This is a genomic window from Vreelandella neptunia, assembly GCF_000712975.1.
Taxonomy (GTDB): Bacteria; Pseudomonadota; Gammaproteobacteria; order Pseudomonadales; family Halomonadaceae; genus Vreelandella; species Vreelandella qaidamensis.
In genome coordinates this window covers 244261-260341 of the sequence record NZ_JHQL01000002.1, presented here as the reverse complement: position 1 = coordinate 260341, position 16081 = coordinate 244261, and the positions used below count along the sequence as shown (strand labels likewise).

Annotated in this window: 14 protein-coding genes; 1 reads left to right on the top strand and 13 read right to left on the bottom strand. The window is 55.2% G+C overall.

Annotation, left to right across the window (positions count from 1 at the left end):
* From CR46_RS0105845 to CR46_RS0105790, 12 genes are all read right to left on the bottom strand, one after another.
* Nucleotides 1-1278 (bottom strand): TRAP transporter large permease, encoded by a 1278-nt coding sequence (locus tag CR46_RS0105845; RefSeq protein WP_030070860.1) that lies wholly within the window; start codon nt 1276-1278, stop codon nt 1-3.
* A complete protein-coding gene (locus tag CR46_RS0105840) occupies nt 1278-1796 on the bottom strand; it encodes a TRAP transporter small permease (RefSeq protein WP_051690123.1) in 519 nt (172 codons plus the stop codon). Before CR46_RS0105840 ends, CR46_RS0105845 begins: the two co-directional genes overlap by 1 nt.
* Before the next feature lie 95 nt (nt 1797-1891).
* Nucleotides 1892-2923: a TRAP transporter substrate-binding protein DctP gene (dctP, locus tag CR46_RS0105835; RefSeq protein ID WP_030070857.1), complete on the bottom strand. Its 1032-nt coding sequence runs from the start codon at nt 2921-2923 to the stop codon at nt 1892-1894.
* Nucleotides 2924-3249: 326 nt separating this feature from the next.
* A complete protein-coding gene (locus tag CR46_RS0105830) occupies nt 3250-5325 on the bottom strand; it encodes a TonB-dependent siderophore receptor (RefSeq protein ID WP_030070854.1) in 2076 nt (691 codons plus the stop codon).
* A 120-nt stretch (nt 5326-5445) separates the two neighbouring features.
* Nucleotides 5446-6390 (bottom strand): helix-turn-helix transcriptional regulator, encoded by a 945-nt coding sequence (locus CR46_RS0105825; protein WP_030070852.1) that lies wholly within the window; start codon nt 6388-6390, stop codon nt 5446-5448.
* 189 nt (nt 6391-6579) lie between these two features.
* Nucleotides 6580-7626: an agmatinase gene (speB, locus tag CR46_RS0105820; RefSeq protein ID WP_084180382.1), complete on the bottom strand. Its 1047-nt coding sequence runs from the start codon at nt 7624-7626 to the stop codon at nt 6580-6582.
* A 12-nt stretch (nt 7627-7638) separates the two neighbouring features.
* On the bottom strand, nt 7639-8928 hold the full coding sequence (locus CR46_RS0105815; RefSeq protein ID WP_030070848.1) for a M20 family metallo-hydrolase: 1290 nt from the start codon (nt 8926-8928) through the stop codon (nt 7639-7641).
* A 49-nt stretch (nt 8929-8977) separates the two neighbouring features.
* Nucleotides 8978-9697 carry a DUF1989 domain-containing protein gene (locus CR46_RS0105810; protein ID WP_051690122.1) on the bottom strand — a complete coding sequence of 240 codons (720 nt, stop codon included), beginning with the start codon at nt 9695-9697 and terminating at the stop codon, nt 8978-8980.
* A 30-nt stretch (nt 9698-9727) separates the two neighbouring features.
* Entirely contained in the window at nt 9728-10546 is an 819-nt protein-coding gene (locus tag CR46_RS0105805; RefSeq protein ID WP_084180380.1) for an amino acid ABC transporter ATP-binding protein, read from the bottom strand.
* Complete coding sequence (locus CR46_RS0105800) at nt 10533-11231, bottom strand: amino acid ABC transporter permease (protein ID WP_051690121.1); 699 nt, start codon at nt 11229-11231, stop codon at nt 10533-10535. Before CR46_RS0105800 ends, CR46_RS0105805 begins: the two co-directional genes overlap by 14 nt.
* Nucleotides 11232-11244: 13 nt before the next feature.
* A complete protein-coding gene (locus tag CR46_RS0105795) occupies nt 11245-11901 on the bottom strand; it encodes an amino acid ABC transporter permease (protein ID WP_030070840.1) in 657 nt (218 codons plus the stop codon).
* A gap of 105 nt (nt 11902-12006) precedes the next feature.
* Complete coding sequence (locus tag CR46_RS0105790) at nt 12007-12834, bottom strand: transporter substrate-binding domain-containing protein (protein WP_030070838.1); 828 nt, start codon at nt 12832-12834, stop codon at nt 12007-12009.
* 158 nt (nt 12835-12992) lie between these two features.
* Here CR46_RS0105790 and CR46_RS0105785 point away from each other — a divergent pair, with 158 nt between their 5' ends.
* A complete protein-coding gene (locus CR46_RS0105785; RefSeq protein ID WP_051690120.1) occupies nt 12993-13955 on the top strand; it encodes a LysR family transcriptional regulator in 963 nt (320 codons plus the stop codon).
* 16 nt (nt 13956-13971) lie between these two features.
* On the opposite strand, the gene CR46_RS0105780 is transcribed toward CR46_RS0105785, so the two are convergent.
* Nucleotides 13972-15975: a M1 family metallopeptidase gene (locus CR46_RS0105780; RefSeq protein WP_030070833.1), complete on the bottom strand. Its 2004-nt coding sequence runs from the start codon at nt 15973-15975 to the stop codon at nt 13972-13974.
* Nucleotides 15976-16081 lie beyond the last annotated feature (106 nt).

The window sequence follows — 16081 nt, the reverse complement described above, 5'->3', positions numbered from 1 at the left end:
TTATCCAAGGAGCTGGGGCAGCCAAAGAGTCAACGGGGGAAAGAAAATTAGCATCAATAAGACGGCAATGGCGGTTAGCACGAAAGGCCAAATCGTTTTGAATAAAGAGACAATCTCTATTCGGCTAACGGCGGCAGCAACAAACACGCAGGCACCCATGGGGGGCGTAATAAGAGCAATCGTAATGTTAAGGGTAATAATGACCCCTAGGTGGATAGGGTCTATACCTGCCATCATTGCTACCGGTGCAAAAATCGGCGTCAGCAGCATAAGGGCGGAGACTTCCTCCATGAACATGCCTGTCAGAAAGGTAATCAAACTTAATAGTAATAAGATGATGACAGCATTATCCGCATAAGGCGCCAATAAGGTGACAAATTGCTGGGGAACCTGGGCATAGGAAAGCAACCAGCTAATGGTGGCAGACGCCGCCATGATTAAAAAAATTGCTGACGTTAGTTGAGCCGTGTCTTTTATGGCTTGCCAGAACTGCGGCAGTTGCAATCCACCTAGCAGCACGCCACATAGGGCGACATAAAGCGCCGTAAGTGCACCGGACTCCGTGGGTGTTACAAAGCCCAGAACAATACCCGCCACAATGATGACCGGCGCTATTAGTGCAGGAAGCGCCACCAGGGCTGCAATGCTGAGCGCTTTCAGGCTAGGGAGCTCACCTTGCTTAGGCATGCGTTTTTTCCAGGCATACCACGCATTCATGCCCATAAACGCAACCCCTAACAGTAGGCCCGGTACCACGCCCGCAAGGAAGAGGTCGCCCACTGAGGTGTTAGTGAGGGAGGCATACAAAATCATAAAGATACTGGGAGGAATGATGGGCCCAATCAATGAGCTACCGGCGGTTAAGCCTGCGGCAAAGGCGCGCGAGTAGCCCTCTTTTTCCATCGCCGGAACCAGCAATGAGCCAAGAGCCGAGGTATCCGCAACGGCTGAACCGTTAACCCCGGCGAAGAAAACACTCGACACAACGTTTACATGCCCCATGCCGCCACGCATATGCCCCACCAGCAAGCGCGCTAAACCCATTAACCGTTCGGTTAGGCCACTTACGTTCATTAAGTTACCGGCCAAGATAAATAGTGGAATTGCCATTAAAGAAAAGGAGTTGATGCCACTAAAAAACTGTTGCGGCATCATGCGAGGGATCATGGAGGGGTCAACAAATATAAAGCCGACAATGGCAGTGGTTAACAGCGCAATAAAGAGCGGCAGTCCCAAGAGAACATGGACAAGGAAAACGCCTAACATCGTGATAATCATTAAGGACGCTCCTGATTATTCTCTACTGTGGTGTTTTGATCGGTTAGCACGGGTAACGGTGCCGGACCATGCCAAAGCACATGCCAGGCAAGCAGAGCGAACCCGATAGGTACAGACATAAGTGGAATCGTGCGGCTAATTCCCAACCCCGAAGTGGTAAACATGCCAACCGAAAGTGCATAGCGGTAACTTACCCAAGCGCCACCCACCGCGATACTGAGTGTTAACAGCCATTGATACAGATTAAGTACGCGCACTAAAGGGGTAGGAAGTAAACGCTCTATTAAGGCCACGCGCATGTGGCTTCCTTCTACCCACACGGCCCCTGCCGCCACCATCACAGTGCCAATAATTAGAAAGCGCGATAGTTCATCGGTCCAAATAGGCGCGCCACCGACGAAATAGCGCATAAAAACGCCATATAAAATGATCGATAAATTGGTAAACAAGAGTACTGAGGCCACACTAATGGAAAGCGGCCGACTGATCGCTAGCATGCAATGTCGTAGTGCGTGCATGGAGAATCCTACCCGCAAAGAGTCACAAAAGATGAAAAGGACCGGTAAATACCGGCCCTTTAACTACCGTTGATGCAGATTAATGACACTCTTAATTAATCGAGCAGGTCACTCATACCAGCATCTTCCAGTGCCATGTCGATCCAGCGCTGGTCGATATTGCGCTCGCTTAGCCACTCAAGATAAGCAGGCTGGCCAATTTCCCGGAATGCAGTAAGGTCATCCTCAGAAGGGCGGATAACTTCCATACCTTGCTCCTCTAGGTAGGCGATGCGCTCATCAACTTTGGATTCGTTATGCTCACGCGCCTGCTGATTCGCTTCGGCCACTGCTTCCATAAAGGCGTTGCGGGTTTCTTCTTCCCAGCTTTCAATCATTTGGCTATTGCCGACTAAAAACTGGTTGGAGTACTGAATATTCGCAAGTGTTAAGTAGTCCTGCACTTCGTGAAGGCTGCCTAAAATGATGTACATCGGCGGGTTCATCTGCCCATCAGCCACTCCGGTGCGCAGCGACATATAGACTTCAGTCCACGGGATGGGGGTGCCTGATGCGCCGAAGGCCTCGTAGAGAGCTACTTGGCTTGGGTCCATGGCGCGAAAGCGTAAACCTTCAAAATCATCAGGGTGTGAAATGGGCTTTTTATTGTTGGTGAATGCGAGGAAACCGCCTTCTTCAACGACAGCGAGCATGTCGATACCCGCACGCTCTTGAAGGGCTTTTTCTACCTCCTGCCAGTAGCTGCCCTCATCAAAGAAGCTACGCGCTGCGTCAAAGTCATCGAATAGAAACGGGATGGCACTCACGAAAATTTCATCGACTAGCGGCGAGACGCCCGCGAAGGAGGCAACATTGAACATGGGTGAACTCATTGCCTGCTCCATACGCTCTTGCTCTTCACCTAGCATGCTGTTCGGGTAAAGCTGTAGCTGAATCTCTCCGTCGGTTTTTTCTTCGACAAGCGTTTTCAGATTAGCAGCAAAGACATGTACTGCGTTTTTATCAGCATCTGGGGCGCCGTTGTAGCCTAGATTAATCGTTGTCTGTGCTATCGCCTGACTAGCAACCAGCGAGCTCCCTAATAGGCAGGCTGTGGCGAGTGTTGTCATCGAAAAGTAGGGTTTCATTGTAGTCTCCTGTGTCCTCTTTAACGCCCATAGGGCGTTGTGCCCATAAAGTTGCTTTTTTTATTCATTGCGTTATGCCGATCTTAGCAAGGCGTTGCTCGTAGCAAACTAGAAACGCCTTTATATACTGAACCGGCTTCATTAGCAGACTAGAGGTTGATATGTTGACTATGCAATCCTCTATCTGTTGTTTTTATTGCAACGCTTAGGGAGACGACTGCTGCCAACATGGTTAGGTTTACTGGTGCAGGTGCGGCATCAGCCACAGTAGCAGTGGGGCACCCAGTGCTACTGTGGCTAATTGGTTGTTAGCATGTAACGGGTTATCAGAAAGCATAATGAAATGAAGCGGTGACGCCGCGTTCGGCACCGAAGTAGCAGAAGTTCAGGTCGTAGCAGGAAGCCACGTACTCTTTGTCCAGCAGGTTGGTGACGTTGAGTCGTGCCGACATGTCCGTGAGGCCCAGGCGACCCAAGTCATAGCCTAGGGTAGCATCGACCAGGGTGTAGTCTGGCACCGTTTCGGTGTTGGCGTCATCGGCTTGGATATCAGCGTGATAGCGAATGCCAAGCCCCGTATCTAAGCCAGCAAGTGCGCCGGATTGAAAGGCATAGCTGCCCCACACGGCGAGCTGGTGGCGTGGTATCTGGTTGTTGCGGTTGCCTTCATTGGCATCGCCGGTTTTCTCCAGGGTCACGTCGGTGTAGCTGTAGGCGGTTTGCAGGGAGATAGCATCGGTCAACTGATGATGCGCTTCCACTTCGACCCCTCGGGACTCTATCTTGCCGGTGGCGCGGTGGAAGGTTTCGTTGGGCAGCTTGGTGGAAACATTCTCCTGGGTGATATCGAACAGGGCTACGTTGTAACGATCTTGTGTGCCGGGTGGCTGATACTTCAAACCAAGCTCTACCTGTTCGCCTTCAGATGGCGCCAGTAGGTCGCCGTTTTGGTCGGTGGTGCTATTGGGGCTGAAGGAGGTGGTATAGCTGAGATAAGGCGCTAGGCCGTTGTCAAAGTGATAGAGCAAACCGGCGCGTCCGCTAAGCTGTGTGTCATCCAGTGTGCTGGCGGAACCGCTATCCGGGTCGGTATTGGTGATATCTACCCAGTCGTGGCGCAGGCCTAGGTTGGCGTGCCAATTGCCAAAGGCCATTTGGTCTTGCAGATAGAGACCGGTCTGTTCAAGCTCTCGGTGCTGGCGTGTTGCCGGGTACATCGCACTGGGGTCATCGCCATAGTGGGGGTTGAAGGCATCAATGGTCGGGAAAGCGCCCGAGGTCCAGGTGACGTCATTGTCGCGCTGCTGATAATCAAGGCCTAACAACAGGGTATGGTCGACACCGCCGGTGGAAACACGAGCCTCTAGCTGGTTGTCGACGGTTAGTGCATCAAGCGACTCGTCGCCGCCAGAGTAGTAGCGGTTGAGCTCGGTGGCCGAGGCCCAGCCAAAAGCATAAACCTGATCTAGTTCGACACTGGTTTCGGTGTAGCGCAGCCGTTGGCGAGCACTCACCGCATCATTGAAGTGATGTTCTACTTCATAGCCCACCATGACCTGATCACGTTGGAATTTTTCAAAGGCTTCTTCACCTTCAAAGAAGCTATTTGAGATGCGTCGGCCGTTGCGATCAATCACAGTGCCTTCATAAGGAAGACCTGCGTGATAACCCCCTTCGGGTTCATGCTGCAAATAGGCATGCAGGTTTAGGATAGTGGTATCGGTTATGTCCCAGGTTAGCTGGGGAGCAATGGCGTAACGCTGCTCTTCTGCTGGACCGAACTGAGTGTCGGCGGCTCGCGCCAGACCCGTGAGGCGGAAAGCGAGGCGGCGCTCGGCATCCAGCGGGCCGGTAACATCGAACGCGGCGCTGCGATTGGCGTGGTTGCCGAGGCGTAGGCGCAGCTCGCCGCCAGGTTCAAATTCTGGGCGGCGACTGGTCTGTGCGACCAAACCACCGGGAGAGGCGCGCCCATAAAGCACGGAAGCGGGGCCCTTGACGACCTCGATGGATTCTAGGAACCAGGGGTCGACCGAAAGTGAACTGAAGGAGCCTCCATCGCTCATGACTTTGAGACCATCGAGGAAGGTGTTGTTGATGCTGCCGTCGGCGAAGCCGCGCAGCACTAGGTAGTCATAGCGGTTGGAAGCGCCCAGCTGGTTGGTGAACACCCCCGGCGTATAGTCGGCGGCGCGCTGAACACTTTCGGCTCCACGGGATTCCCACTGGCTCCGCTCGACCACTGAGACGGCCTGAGGCGTCTCTATGAAGGGCGTCGTGGATTTGGTGGCAGCGCTGGCGGTCACCGTTAGGGTTTCGAGTGGCTCGTCGGCGAGTAGTGGCATGGAAAGTGGCGCAGAGGCCAGCGCGATGGCCAGGGTTAGGCGATTTAGCTGTGGCATGGATGCTTCTCAGTGTGAATACTTTTGGTAATGAGAATTTTTCCATTTTGTTGGCGTGCTGAGTTATGCGCGCTGGGCGATTTGCTATGTGTAGGACGCAGGTTGGGGTTGTTAATGGTGTTAATGGCGTTTCGTCAGGCTGCTGGGCTTCGTTAGACTGCTGGGAGAAACACCAAAGGCCCGACGGAAAGCGGTCGTAAAATTGCTGGCATGACGATAACCGCTCAGGTGGGCGGCTTGTTGAATGCTATGCCCATCAAGCAGTAACTCTCGGGCTAGCGTTAGGCGGATGCGACGCAGGTAGTCGATAGGCGAACAGCCGTAGGCAGTTTTGAAGCGACGCACCAGGGTGCTCGGGCTCATCGCGGCGCGCGCCGCTAGCACCTCTAAGCAATGCTCCCGTTCGGGGGCTTCCTCAAGCAGGCGGCGAACCAACTCCAGGCGGCTGGGTGACGCCGTTGCCTGAATGCTTTCGCGGGGCGGTGCCAGCCCCTGAGCCAGTAACTGCAGCGCTAACCCCTGGAAGAGCAGCCGTCGGGGTAGGTCCGTCAAAGGCGAGCGAAAACTCTGCTCTATAGACAGGGTCAATGGTGGGGTAAGTGGCCATGTACGAGATGGCGCCGTCGGAAACGTTTCGCCGCACCACTGGCGCATCGCCGCTTCGTCTAGTGATAGGCAAAGGGTGCGCAGTCGCTGGCCCTCGGGCTGGTAGGCGTCAAGAACTTGCCGTTCATCCAGGCGCACCGTATAGGCCTGTCCTGCCGTCAGCCAGTGCTGTTTTGTGCCCGAACCTAGCCGTACGCGTCCCTCTATGACTACTACGATCAGCCGCGCTGCCGTGCCCAGTGAGTGCGAAGCATAAGGGTGAACCACTTCGATATCAGAGAGCACCAGTTCGACCCCAGGAAAGAGCACCATCTCTTCCACCCGGCCTTGGGCAACGGGTAGCTGGGCCACCCGCTCTGGTGGGCATGACGCGGCAGGAAAGCAATACTCAATGCGGTAGCGGTGGCCGTAATTGAGAAAATCCGCAACGGTCATCCGATAAATGCCAGCCCTTGCCATCCCCTCATCCTCTAGACGTTAGCGATAGACAGTAGCGATAGACAGTAGCGATAGACAGTAGCGATACATGCCCTGGTGTCAGTGGCCTACTGCTGTCTTTCAGAATCGGCAGGGTATAAAGACCGAGGAGGCGTTGCATCACCGCAAAGGTCATAGCGCACCACGAAGAATAATAACCAGATAGTAATATTAATAAGAACCATTATCAATACTGCTGTTCTTAGCACGATGATGCGCTGACGCTGTTTGCAGTTGATGGTTGGCGTCTACCTGTTCTGCTATTAAGCAGAGCAGCTCGTACATTAGCGTGGCTCCCAGCAGTGCGGTATTGCCGCTGGCATCAAACGGCGGGGATACCTCCACGACGTCAGCACCGATCAGCGGCAGGCCACGAAAACCACGCACTAGCTGAAGGGCTTGCAGGCTAGTGAGGCCACCTACTTCAGGCGTACCGGTGCCAGGAGCGAAGGCGGGGTCAATGCTATCAATATCGAAAGATAGGTATACGGGGCCGCTGCCTACAATACGCCGCGCTTCGGCGACTACCGCCTCGATACCTAGGGCATCGACCTCCTCCATAAACATAACCCGCATGCCGGTAGCGGCCGAGTAGTCCCAGCCCTGGGGAGTATTTTGGGCTCCACGAATACCGATTTGCACCGTGCGTTTTGGGTCAATAAGCCCATGCTCACAGGCAAGCCGAAAGGGGCCTCCGTGGTGAAATTTCGAGCCTTGAAACTCGTCCCAAGTATCGGTGTGGGCGTCAATATGGATTAACCCCACCGGACCATTGGTGGCTAAGCCACGCAGAATAGGGTAGGTGATGGAGTGGTCGCCACCGGCGCTAAGGGGGATAACCCCTGCCTTGGCAATCGCCACGTAATAAGCGGCAATATCATCAGAGACGTGTTCAAGATCGTAGATCGATGAAAACCGTACGTCGCCAATATCGGCAATGCGTGCCTGGGCAAACGGGTCAGTTTGGGTAACGTGATGCAGGCTACGCATCATGCTCGATTGGTTGCGAATTTCACGAGGGCCGTGGCGGGTGCCAGGGCGATTGCTCACCCCGCCATCAAACGGAATGCCGATCAGTGCAATATCAAGTGCTTCTAACGAATCGGCTAGCGGTGCCCGTAAGAAACTGGCGATTTCTCGATAGCGTGGTTCCTGGTGCGCGGGGTAACGTTCGCCGGTGGCTGCATTGCGGCGAGTCCCGTCTGTGCCCTTGGTCATTACGTGCCCTCCTTATCGGGTGAGGTTTGCCAGGCTGGCGGCTAATAGTTGGGTGCCCGCCACGGCATCACTGAGCGTGATGTGCTCGTCCGGGTGGTGGCTAAGGCCATGGCGGCAGGGCACAAAAAGCATGGCCGTTGGGCAGTGTTTAGCAAGATGAATCGCATCGTGAAAAGCACCTGATACTAAGCGTGTTGTGGTGATCTCGAGCGTATGTGCAGTGTCGTCAAGCAGGCGGGTAAGTGAGTTAGGAAAATCCACCGGCTCAACGTGGGCCAATGGTGTCAGCGTTGCTTGGCAGTCCGCCCAGCGTTGCTGGGCAAGTTGAGTAAAGGTGGCTTCCAGCGCTTTTAAGGTGGCAGCGTCGGGATGGCGTACATCAATACTGAAAGTGACATGGTCAGGGATGGTATTCACCGAGCCAGGGCTAACGACAAATTTACCAATGGTGAAACGCACTCGGTCTTCACTATCGCAGGCGGCTTCCCGTAGGGCGGTTGCCAACGCGCACGCGCCTTCGAAGGCATCACGGCGCAACGCCCGTGGGGTAGTGCCCGCATGGTTAGCACTGCCTGTTACCGTGACTTCAAACCAGCTAACACCTTGAATACCCTCGACGACGCCCACCGGTACCTGATCGCGCTCTAAGATAGGCCCTTGCTCAATATGCAGTTCAATAAAGGCGTGCATGGGGGTGGCCAGTGGGCGGCGAGGCACGCCTGCAGCATCCAATTCAGCTAAACAAACATCCAATGCGCTGCCTAGGCTGATGTCGTCGCTATCTGTCAGCTGTCGGGTGTCTTCCAGGCTTCGTACGCCGCAAAAAACGGCTGAGCCAGACGTGCCTGGCGAAAAGCGCGCGCCCTCTTCATTGGTCCAGCTGACCAGCGATAGGGGGCGACGCGGTGTAAAGCCTGCCTGCTTAAGCGCACGTAGCGCCTCAAGGCCAGCCAGCACGCCCAACGCGCCGTCGTACTTACCACCTGCTGGTTGGCTATCCAAATGGCTACCTGTGACAACCGGTGCTAGCGAGGGCTGGCTACCGGGGACGTCAAGAAATACGTTTCCGATAGCATCAACGCTCGCCTTGGCACCCAGGAAGCTGGCCTGTTCGACCAGCCACCGCCGCGCCTGGGTATCGTTATCGTCCAGTGCCAAACGCGCCACGCCGCCATCTGAACGGCCGCCAAACGTGGCAAGCGTTGCCAGGTCATGAGCAAGACGGTCTGGGTTTACCGCCGCCGCGATGGCCTTCAGGTCCATCATGGTGTTGTCGGCTGTGTCATTTAGGTGGCTTTCCATCAGGCATGTCCTAGTGGGTACTCATACAAGCGGTGATTTACACAGGCGGTTATTCATACACTTCAAAATGTACCTCGACAGGCACACAGTCAGCGCCGTTGATTGGGATGATGTCTTGTGGGCAGGCAGACATGGCCACAATACAGTCCATCTCGGCGCGTAGTTCGACATAGTCACCAGGGGCGGAAACTGGCGGGCACCAATCCACCTTCATTTGCGCATTAACGGGAATGTTCATCCATAGATTCAGTGGTTGGGGTACTTCAGGGGTATCAACACCAATGGCTTTCAGGGCCAAGCGCAGGTTGTCGGCACAGCTATCATGGTAGCCTTCGACGCCCAGCGTCATGTAGCGGAACAAGTCGCAGGCCGCCATGAGCGTGTCGTGAATACCGGGCGAAGTATCGGCTGTCAGGGTCATGATTGGACGCCGCCGGTTACTTATTAACGGATCGCCGACATCAGGAATCAGCGCGCTCAGCCAGGCGCGCCCATGTTCCCAGGACATAAATTCGTTGATGTTATCGGCGCTAAACGCCCAGGTATCACATACTTGAGTGCCGTGGGTATTGATGATGCGGATGGTTTGCCCCGCTTTTAAACGTACCGCCCGACCACCACGGGCGGCAACTTCATAGCGCTCACCCAGTATCGGCGTGCCATCGGGGGAGATGGGGTTTTCCAAACTGTGATTATGGCCGCAAGGCTCACTGTTGCTGCGCGGTAGTTGCTCGATACGAGCATGGTTAAAACGTGGGTCAGAGCTCATTATATTCTCCAAGTGTCGTCATAATGCGAGCTAGTCGATATGGCGCTCGCGCCAGGTATTAAGAAACTGCTGGAGCCGCTGGCTTTTAGGTTGACGAAACAGCGTGGCAGGCGGTCCGCTCTCTACGACGCGGCCTTGATCCATAAAAATCACGCGGTCGGCAACCTTGGCGGCAAAGCCCATTTCGTGGGTCACAATCACCATGGTCATACCTTCGGCGGCCAGGGCTTTCATGACATCCAGCACTTCACCTACCAGCTCGGGGTCAAGGGCTGAGGTAGGTTCATCGAAGAACATCACCCTGGGTTTCATAGCCAGCGCCCGAGCAATCGCCACGCGCTGCTTTTGGCCACCAGAAAGGCTTTCGGGGAAATGGCCTGCCCGATCGGCAAGGCCAACTTGTGCTAATAGGGTCATGCCTTCGGCTTCGGCATCACGGCGTGACAGGCCGTTGACCAGACGCAGGGCTTCGGTGACGTTCTCCAGCGCCGTGCGATGGGGCCATAAATGGAAGTGTTGGAAGACCATGCCCACGGGGGTTCGCACTTCATCCACGCGCTTTTCGCTAGTGCGCACCCGTTTACCGTTGCGATCCTCAAAGCCCAGCAGCTGACCGTCGATATAGACGCTGCCGTGGTCATAGGGCTCTAAAAAGGCCAGACAGCGCAGCAGAGTTGACTTACCTGAGCCGGAGGGGCCAATCACACAGACCACTTCAGATGGAGCGAGGCTAAAGTCGATGTTGGTCAGCACTTCCAAATCACCAAACTGCTTACTGATGCCGTGTGCCTCGACAATCGCTTTTTGTCGAGCCGGTGAAGACGGCGAGCGCATTTCAGCCATTGGCATGGGCGTTGGCTCCTTGTTGCGCCACAGGGCGCGGTTGTCGATTGGCTAAACGCTTTTCCAGCGCATAGCCACCCCGGGCAACCAGTTCAATCATCAGCCAGTAGAGCAGGGCAACCGCTAAATAGGGCTCAATGACCTGGAACGTCTGGTTAACAAGTGTGGTGGCGTTTTTGGTCAGGTCATCCACCGAAATAATCGAGATCAGTGCCGACTCCTTGACCAAAATAATCAGCTGATTAGTGCCGGGCGGTACGATAAGGCGTGCCATTTGAGGGATTTGAATGCGAATCAGCGTTTGCCAGGGTGAAATGCCGAGCATGCGCGCCGCTTCCAGCTGGCCTTTAGGAATTGATTTGAAACCGCCGCGATAAATTTCTGCAAAGTACCCTGCGCCATACAGGCCAATGCCGGTGACACCGGCGATCTCGGCGTCCAGCCGCAGGCCAATACTGGGGCCACCGTAATAGAGTAAAAACAGCAGGATGAGCAGTGGCGTGCCGCGGCATAGTTCCACATAGCAGGCCACCGGATACCCAAAGAGGCGTGGGTTAGCAAGCCGTAGAGCTGCCAGCACTAAGCCCAATGAAAGTGCCAGTAAGCAGCCTAAAAAGCAGATCCATAGCGTGTTCCACAACCCTTGCAGAATCAGCGCGCGGGCTTCCCATAGCAGGGTAATATCGAACATAACGGACACTTCCCTAGTCGGTGGCGAGGCCGCCGCTCATACGGCGTTCTAAGTAAGCGCTGATTCGTGCCAGCACCAAGTTAACCGCGAGGTAGAGCAGCGCAGCGGCAAGGTAGGTTTCCAGCGGCTGAAAGGTGCGCGAGGCAATTTGTTCGCTCACCCGCATCAGCTCTGTGACGGCAATTACCGAAATCAGCGATGAGTTTTTAACAATGGTGATGATTTCATTCGTCAGTGGCGGCAGAGTGAGGCGAAATACCTGAGGCATAATGATGCGCCTGCGGGTTTGCCACGCGGAGATACCCGCCATGCGCGCTGCTTCTATTTGTCCGGCAGGAATATGGGTAATGCCGCTGCGAAATATTTCCGCCTGAAACGCCCCGGTATTCAGCGTTAAGGTCAGAATGGCAGCCGAAATGGGAGCTATCTCTATGCCCATTTCGGGCAACAGATAGTAGACCAACAGTAGTTGCAGCAAGATGGGAGTGCCGCGCCAGAAGCTGCGGTAAAGCCCGCAGGGCCAGCGCACCAGGCGATAACGGCTGGTTAAACCAAACGCCAGCAAAACGCCCAGTACTAACCCCAATGCGATGGCGGAAAGCGAGACCACCAAGGTGGTGGTCAAGCCTTTGAGCAGCACAGGGTAGTGGTTGAGCAGAATCTCAAACATGTAGCACTCCTGTCATGTAGCACCCCCATGTAGCGCCCCTGTCGGTTAGCACCACGTCACAGTTAAACGGCAAGCAAGGAAATGGAACACTCACTGTGTGCCGTTTTACTCAGCCGATGGCAGTTCTAACGGGAGATCCATCGGGCCACCGAACCACTTCTCTTGCAGTTCATTCAGGGTGCCGTCTTCGTTGAGACGCTGAATCTGCTCGTCCATAAAGGCATTCAGCGAGGCGCTCTCTTCGTCATCACGTCCTGCCCAGGAGAAGTACACCGGGTCACCGAAAGTGCCAACCACTTCAAAGACATCTGGGCGGGTGCGTTCTGCTTCGAGCAAATTAGGCAGGCTATTAATCACCACATCTACGCGGCCGGTACCCAGCTCGGCGTAGGCTTCGTCAACGCCGGTATAAGTGCGGATATCGGCAACAGGCGTGCCTGCCTCTTCTAGCTGTGCGGCCAATGCTTCGAGTGCTTCCAGCTGGGCAGACCCTGCCTGGGCAGCGGCTACTTTGCCGGCGATATCTTCAGGGGTGCTGATGTCTTCTTCGCCAGCGCGTTTGAGAATCGCCATTGTGGCATCGGCAATCGGTGCGCTTAGGTGGTAGCGCTGCATGCGTTCGGGCGTGGCGGTAACAGAGGTAATGACGTAGTCAAAACGCTCGCGCTCAAGCCCCGGCAAAATGCCTTGCCAGGGTAGGTCCATACGAATTAACTCGACCCCCTCAAGCTCGGTCATGATGTGTTCCATGATATCGGCGGAGTAGCCGACAATTTCGCCATCTTCAATGTATTCAAAGGGGGCGAAACGCGCTTCCGTACCTACCGTGAAGGTGCCTTCGGAACGGATATCGTCTAATAGGTCGCCGTGGGCGGTAGTGGCGAAGCCGATGCCAAGTAGGAGGCCAGCGGTAATAGTCTGAATGCGTTGCATGGGGATGCTCCTCGGATGGTGAGACTAGAATCAGCGGCGAAGGCCAGCTGAGCAAGAACACCTTGAGTTAAGCAGGAGTTATGCAACAATAAAATTGTTATCTCTTGATGTTTATACCCGATTTATTGATGTTAATTGCACCAACGTAGAGCACGCCAATGAAGCTGTCCGCTGCTGACCTTAAAAGCCTCTCTGTTTTCCTTGCTGTGGCTGAGCACCGTGGTTTTGCCGGTGCGCAAACGGCGCTCCATATGAGCCAGTCCGCCGTCAGTTTTCATATCCGCGCGCTTGAAGAACGGGTGGGGTTTATCGTTTGTCGCCGTGGAAGGCAGGGGTTTGAGCTAACCGAGCGGGGCGCCATTGTGTATGAGCGGGCCAAGCTGCTGCTCTCTTCGGTAGATGATTTCGATAGCGAAATGAGCGAGCTGCGTAGCTCTGTGTATGGCACGCTGCGCTTGGGTGTGGTGGATAACACCATTATGGATGTGGATCTTGACTTGCAGGGGGTGATTGGTGAGTTTTTGCGTAAGAACCCGAAAGCGCGGCTGAATATTACGGTGGGAAGTCCTGACCGACTGATTGGAGAGATCGCCAATGGTGAACTACAGCTTGGTATTTTGCCGGAAACCGCGCAAATGGAAGGGTTGCAGCACCGCCAGATCTATACTGAAGTCCACGGCATTTATTGCGCGAAACGGCATCCGCTGTTCGCTCGTGATAGCGCCCAATTAACGATTGAAGAAGTCATTAATCATCCATTTGTGGTGCGCCCTTACGCGAACCTACAAGAACTTAAAAGTTTTCCTAATGCCCAGGTAGGTGCCCATGCTTCGAATATGGAAGCCCAGGCGCTGCTGATACTCAGCGGTCACTTTATCGGCAATTTGCCGCGTTATTATGCTAACCACTGGGTTGAGCGGGGCGAGCTCAAAGCGCTGCTGCCTGATCAGGTTGAAATTGCCTCGCCTTTCTGTGTGGTGACGCGGGTGGGGCGACGCCCCTCGCTGATTGTGCGTACTTTTATCCAAGAACTCGTGGCTCGACTGTGGCAGCAGTCACATCGGCTCGATACTGATAAGAGCACCGCTAAGGGTGATCTACCCAATGATGAGCAGCGATAATGATGGCTGAATGCTGTTATTTGAAATCGCTGGCGGTAAAGGTCACGCTGAGCGGAGACGCGTCGGCTGGCCAGCTGCCCGCTTGTGAGGTGTCAGCGTTTTGTCCGCGTACGACATAGCTTTGCTGTCCGTGGTGGCGCAGCGAGGCGGCGAGTTGGGTGATGGCAGCGACATTATTGCCGCTCAGCAAACCGATGCGCGTGCCTGGTGCCATCCAAAAGCGTGCTTCCCCTGCATTCGCTATTGGCTGTGGCGGTGCGGGTAGCGGGTTGCCGTGACGCCACTCATTCAGCGCCTCAGTGGTACCAATCACTAACAGCGGTGGCTGTGTCTCATCCTGCACGTTAACTGGCGTAGCAAGCGCTTCGGCATCTCGCCCTAACACTTGTCGTGCCAAGGGGAGGAGGGTTTCGTCCAGGGCGAGCACCTGCGTGGTTGGGTCAAGCATCAGCTGGCGTAGAATGGCCGGGGTTGGGCCAGGGTGGCGTAGCAGGTCAGCCGCGGGGTCTACCTCAAGGGACAGGGGGCGAGCTGTCAAATGCAGCTCGAAGGATTGGTGCTTGTCATGCATGGCTTGGCGTACATTCACTGGGCCCTCTTCGGTGTTGACCACCACCGGAATTTCCATTGGCCAAGGTGCATGTTGGCCGCGCTGGATCAGCGTACCGCTGATGCGGTAGCCCTCGTCATGGGCTTCTGTTTGTATGGACTCTACATGTAGCGTGGGGCGTCCCGGACGGGTAAGCCAGGCAGTTAAGAAGGCTTGTTGTGACTCGCCAGAGGCCAGGCTGAAGGCGTCAATTAGTGCCTGCCAATCCGCCGTGCGGTGCATCCATTCCTCGGCAAGGTGGCGTAGGCCGTTGTCAAACGCCTCATCGCCAATGCGCTGGCGTAGCATATGAAAAAGCATCGCGCCGTGCTGGTAGCCAATAAGGCGGCCCGCTGGGTCGGGGGCTCCACGAAAATCTTGCAAGGCGATTTCTTGGTTGTTGGGCAACGCCGCTAGGTCGGCCAGCCAGCGACGTCGCATAGCATCGGCGTTGTCGCGCTGCTCCGCTAAGGCGTAATCGGCTAGATAGGTGGTGAGCGCTTCGGCCCAATTGCCGCTGGAGTAGTCAACATTGACCCCTGCCCCCCACCAAGCGTGCATCAGTTCATGAGGCAGCGAAGTGCTAGGAATAAAGGGTAGCGGGATGACCCGCTCGCCAAGCAGCGTAAAACCAGGAAAGGCAAGACCGATAGGCGCGGGAGATGCTGCGATAGAGAAGCTTTTATAAGGTAGCGGCCCCAGGCGTGCTTGAAAGAGTGCCAATTGTTTGGTGGCGTGTTGCAAATACGTCTCTCCGAAGGCGGTATCCAGCGCTTCGGGAAAGAGCGTGCGCAGAGTTACCCCGTCAACCTCACGTTCGCGAAGCTGCCAGGGGCCAGTAGCAATTTCTACATCACGAGTGTGCGGATGATAAAAGTGCGCCACATAGTGATCGCGTGTGCGTTGCTCTTCTACCAATGAGCCGGTGGCGACGGCGAGCTGCCCATTGGGCACGCTAACGGTTAACCCTAGAGGCATGGCGGAATCGCTTAGGTCGGGGTACCAGCCGGCACGGCTAGGTAGCAAGCTACCATCCGTTGCTACTTGGAGACGGCTGTTGGAACTGGCGTCTGGCAGCGTGCCTTCCCAGCGAAGTGTAATGGGTGTCGTGTTGTCTGCTGCATTGGTAACTGTGGGTAGCTGCCAGTGCCCATCAGTATCTTGAATAATCGTCAGTTCTTCATCGCCACGCTGCGCCGAGGTCAGCGTTAAGCCCTCAAGTAAGCGAAAGCGGCTTGAAGTAGAGAGAGGTTGACGCAGTTCGCCTTGAAGCGTCCGAGTGGTGGGGTCGAGCTGAATGAACAGAGTGCGCTGCTCAGCTGGTGCCGTGGTGGGTTCTCCCCAGACGTGCCCTGCTGTCAACAGCCATAAAAGAACACTTAGGGAACTAAGCCATAATAACGGGCTGCGATAGCGGCGGCATGGGAACATTCGATACCCCTAGGCAAAAATAGAAGATTTACACTCTTGCGTGGCGTTAAGATGAGCAAAGTCACACAACGCCTTGTACAACTATCCGTAAACACTATCCGTAAAC

Bases quoted from the DNA above. Each gene is read 5' to 3' on its own strand.
- CR46_RS0105845 (WP_030070860.1), bottom strand. From the start codon at position 1,278: ATGATTATCACGATGTTAGGCGTTTTCCTTGTCCATGTTCTCTTGGGA.
- CR46_RS0105840 (WP_051690123.1), bottom strand. From the start codon at position 1,796: ATGCACGCACTACGACATTGCATGCTAGCGATCAGTCGGCCGCTTTCC.
- dctP (WP_030070857.1), bottom strand. From the start codon at position 2,923: ATGAAACCCTACTTTTCGATGACAACACTCGCCACAGCCTGCCTATTA.
- CR46_RS0105830 (WP_030070854.1), bottom strand. From the start codon at position 5,325: ATGCCACAGCTAAATCGCCTAACCCTGGCCATCGCGCTGGCCTCTGCG.
- CR46_RS0105825 (WP_030070852.1), bottom strand. From the start codon at position 6,390: ATGGCAAGGGCTGGCATTTATCGGATGACCGTTGCGGATTTTCTCAAT.
- speB (WP_084180382.1), bottom strand. From the start codon at position 7,626: ATGACCAAGGGCACAGACGGGACTCGCCGCAATGCAGCCACCGGCGAA.
- CR46_RS0105815 (WP_030070848.1), bottom strand. From the start codon at position 8,928: ATGGAAAGCCACCTAAATGACACAGCCGACAACACCATGATGGACCTG.
- CR46_RS0105810 (WP_051690122.1), bottom strand. From the start codon at position 9,697: ATGAGCTCTGACCCACGTTTTAACCATGCTCGTATCGAGCAACTACCG.
- CR46_RS0105805 (WP_084180380.1), bottom strand. From the start codon at position 10,546: ATGCCAATGGCTGAAATGCGCTCGCCGTCTTCACCGGCTCGACAAAAA.
- CR46_RS0105800 (WP_051690121.1), bottom strand. From the start codon at position 11,231: ATGTTCGATATTACCCTGCTATGGGAAGCCCGCGCGCTGATTCTGCAA.
- CR46_RS0105795 (WP_030070840.1), bottom strand. From the start codon at position 11,901: ATGTTTGAGATTCTGCTCAACCACTACCCTGTGCTGCTCAAAGGCTTG.
- CR46_RS0105790 (WP_030070838.1), bottom strand. From the start codon at position 12,834: ATGCAACGCATTCAGACTATTACCGCTGGCCTCCTACTTGGCATCGGC.
- CR46_RS0105785 (WP_051690120.1), top strand. From the start codon at position 12,993: ATGAAGCTGTCCGCTGCTGACCTTAAAAGCCTCTCTGTTTTCCTTGCT.
- CR46_RS0105780 (WP_030070833.1), bottom strand. From the start codon at position 15,975: ATGTTCCCATGCCGCCGCTATCGCAGCCCGTTATTATGGCTTAGTTCC.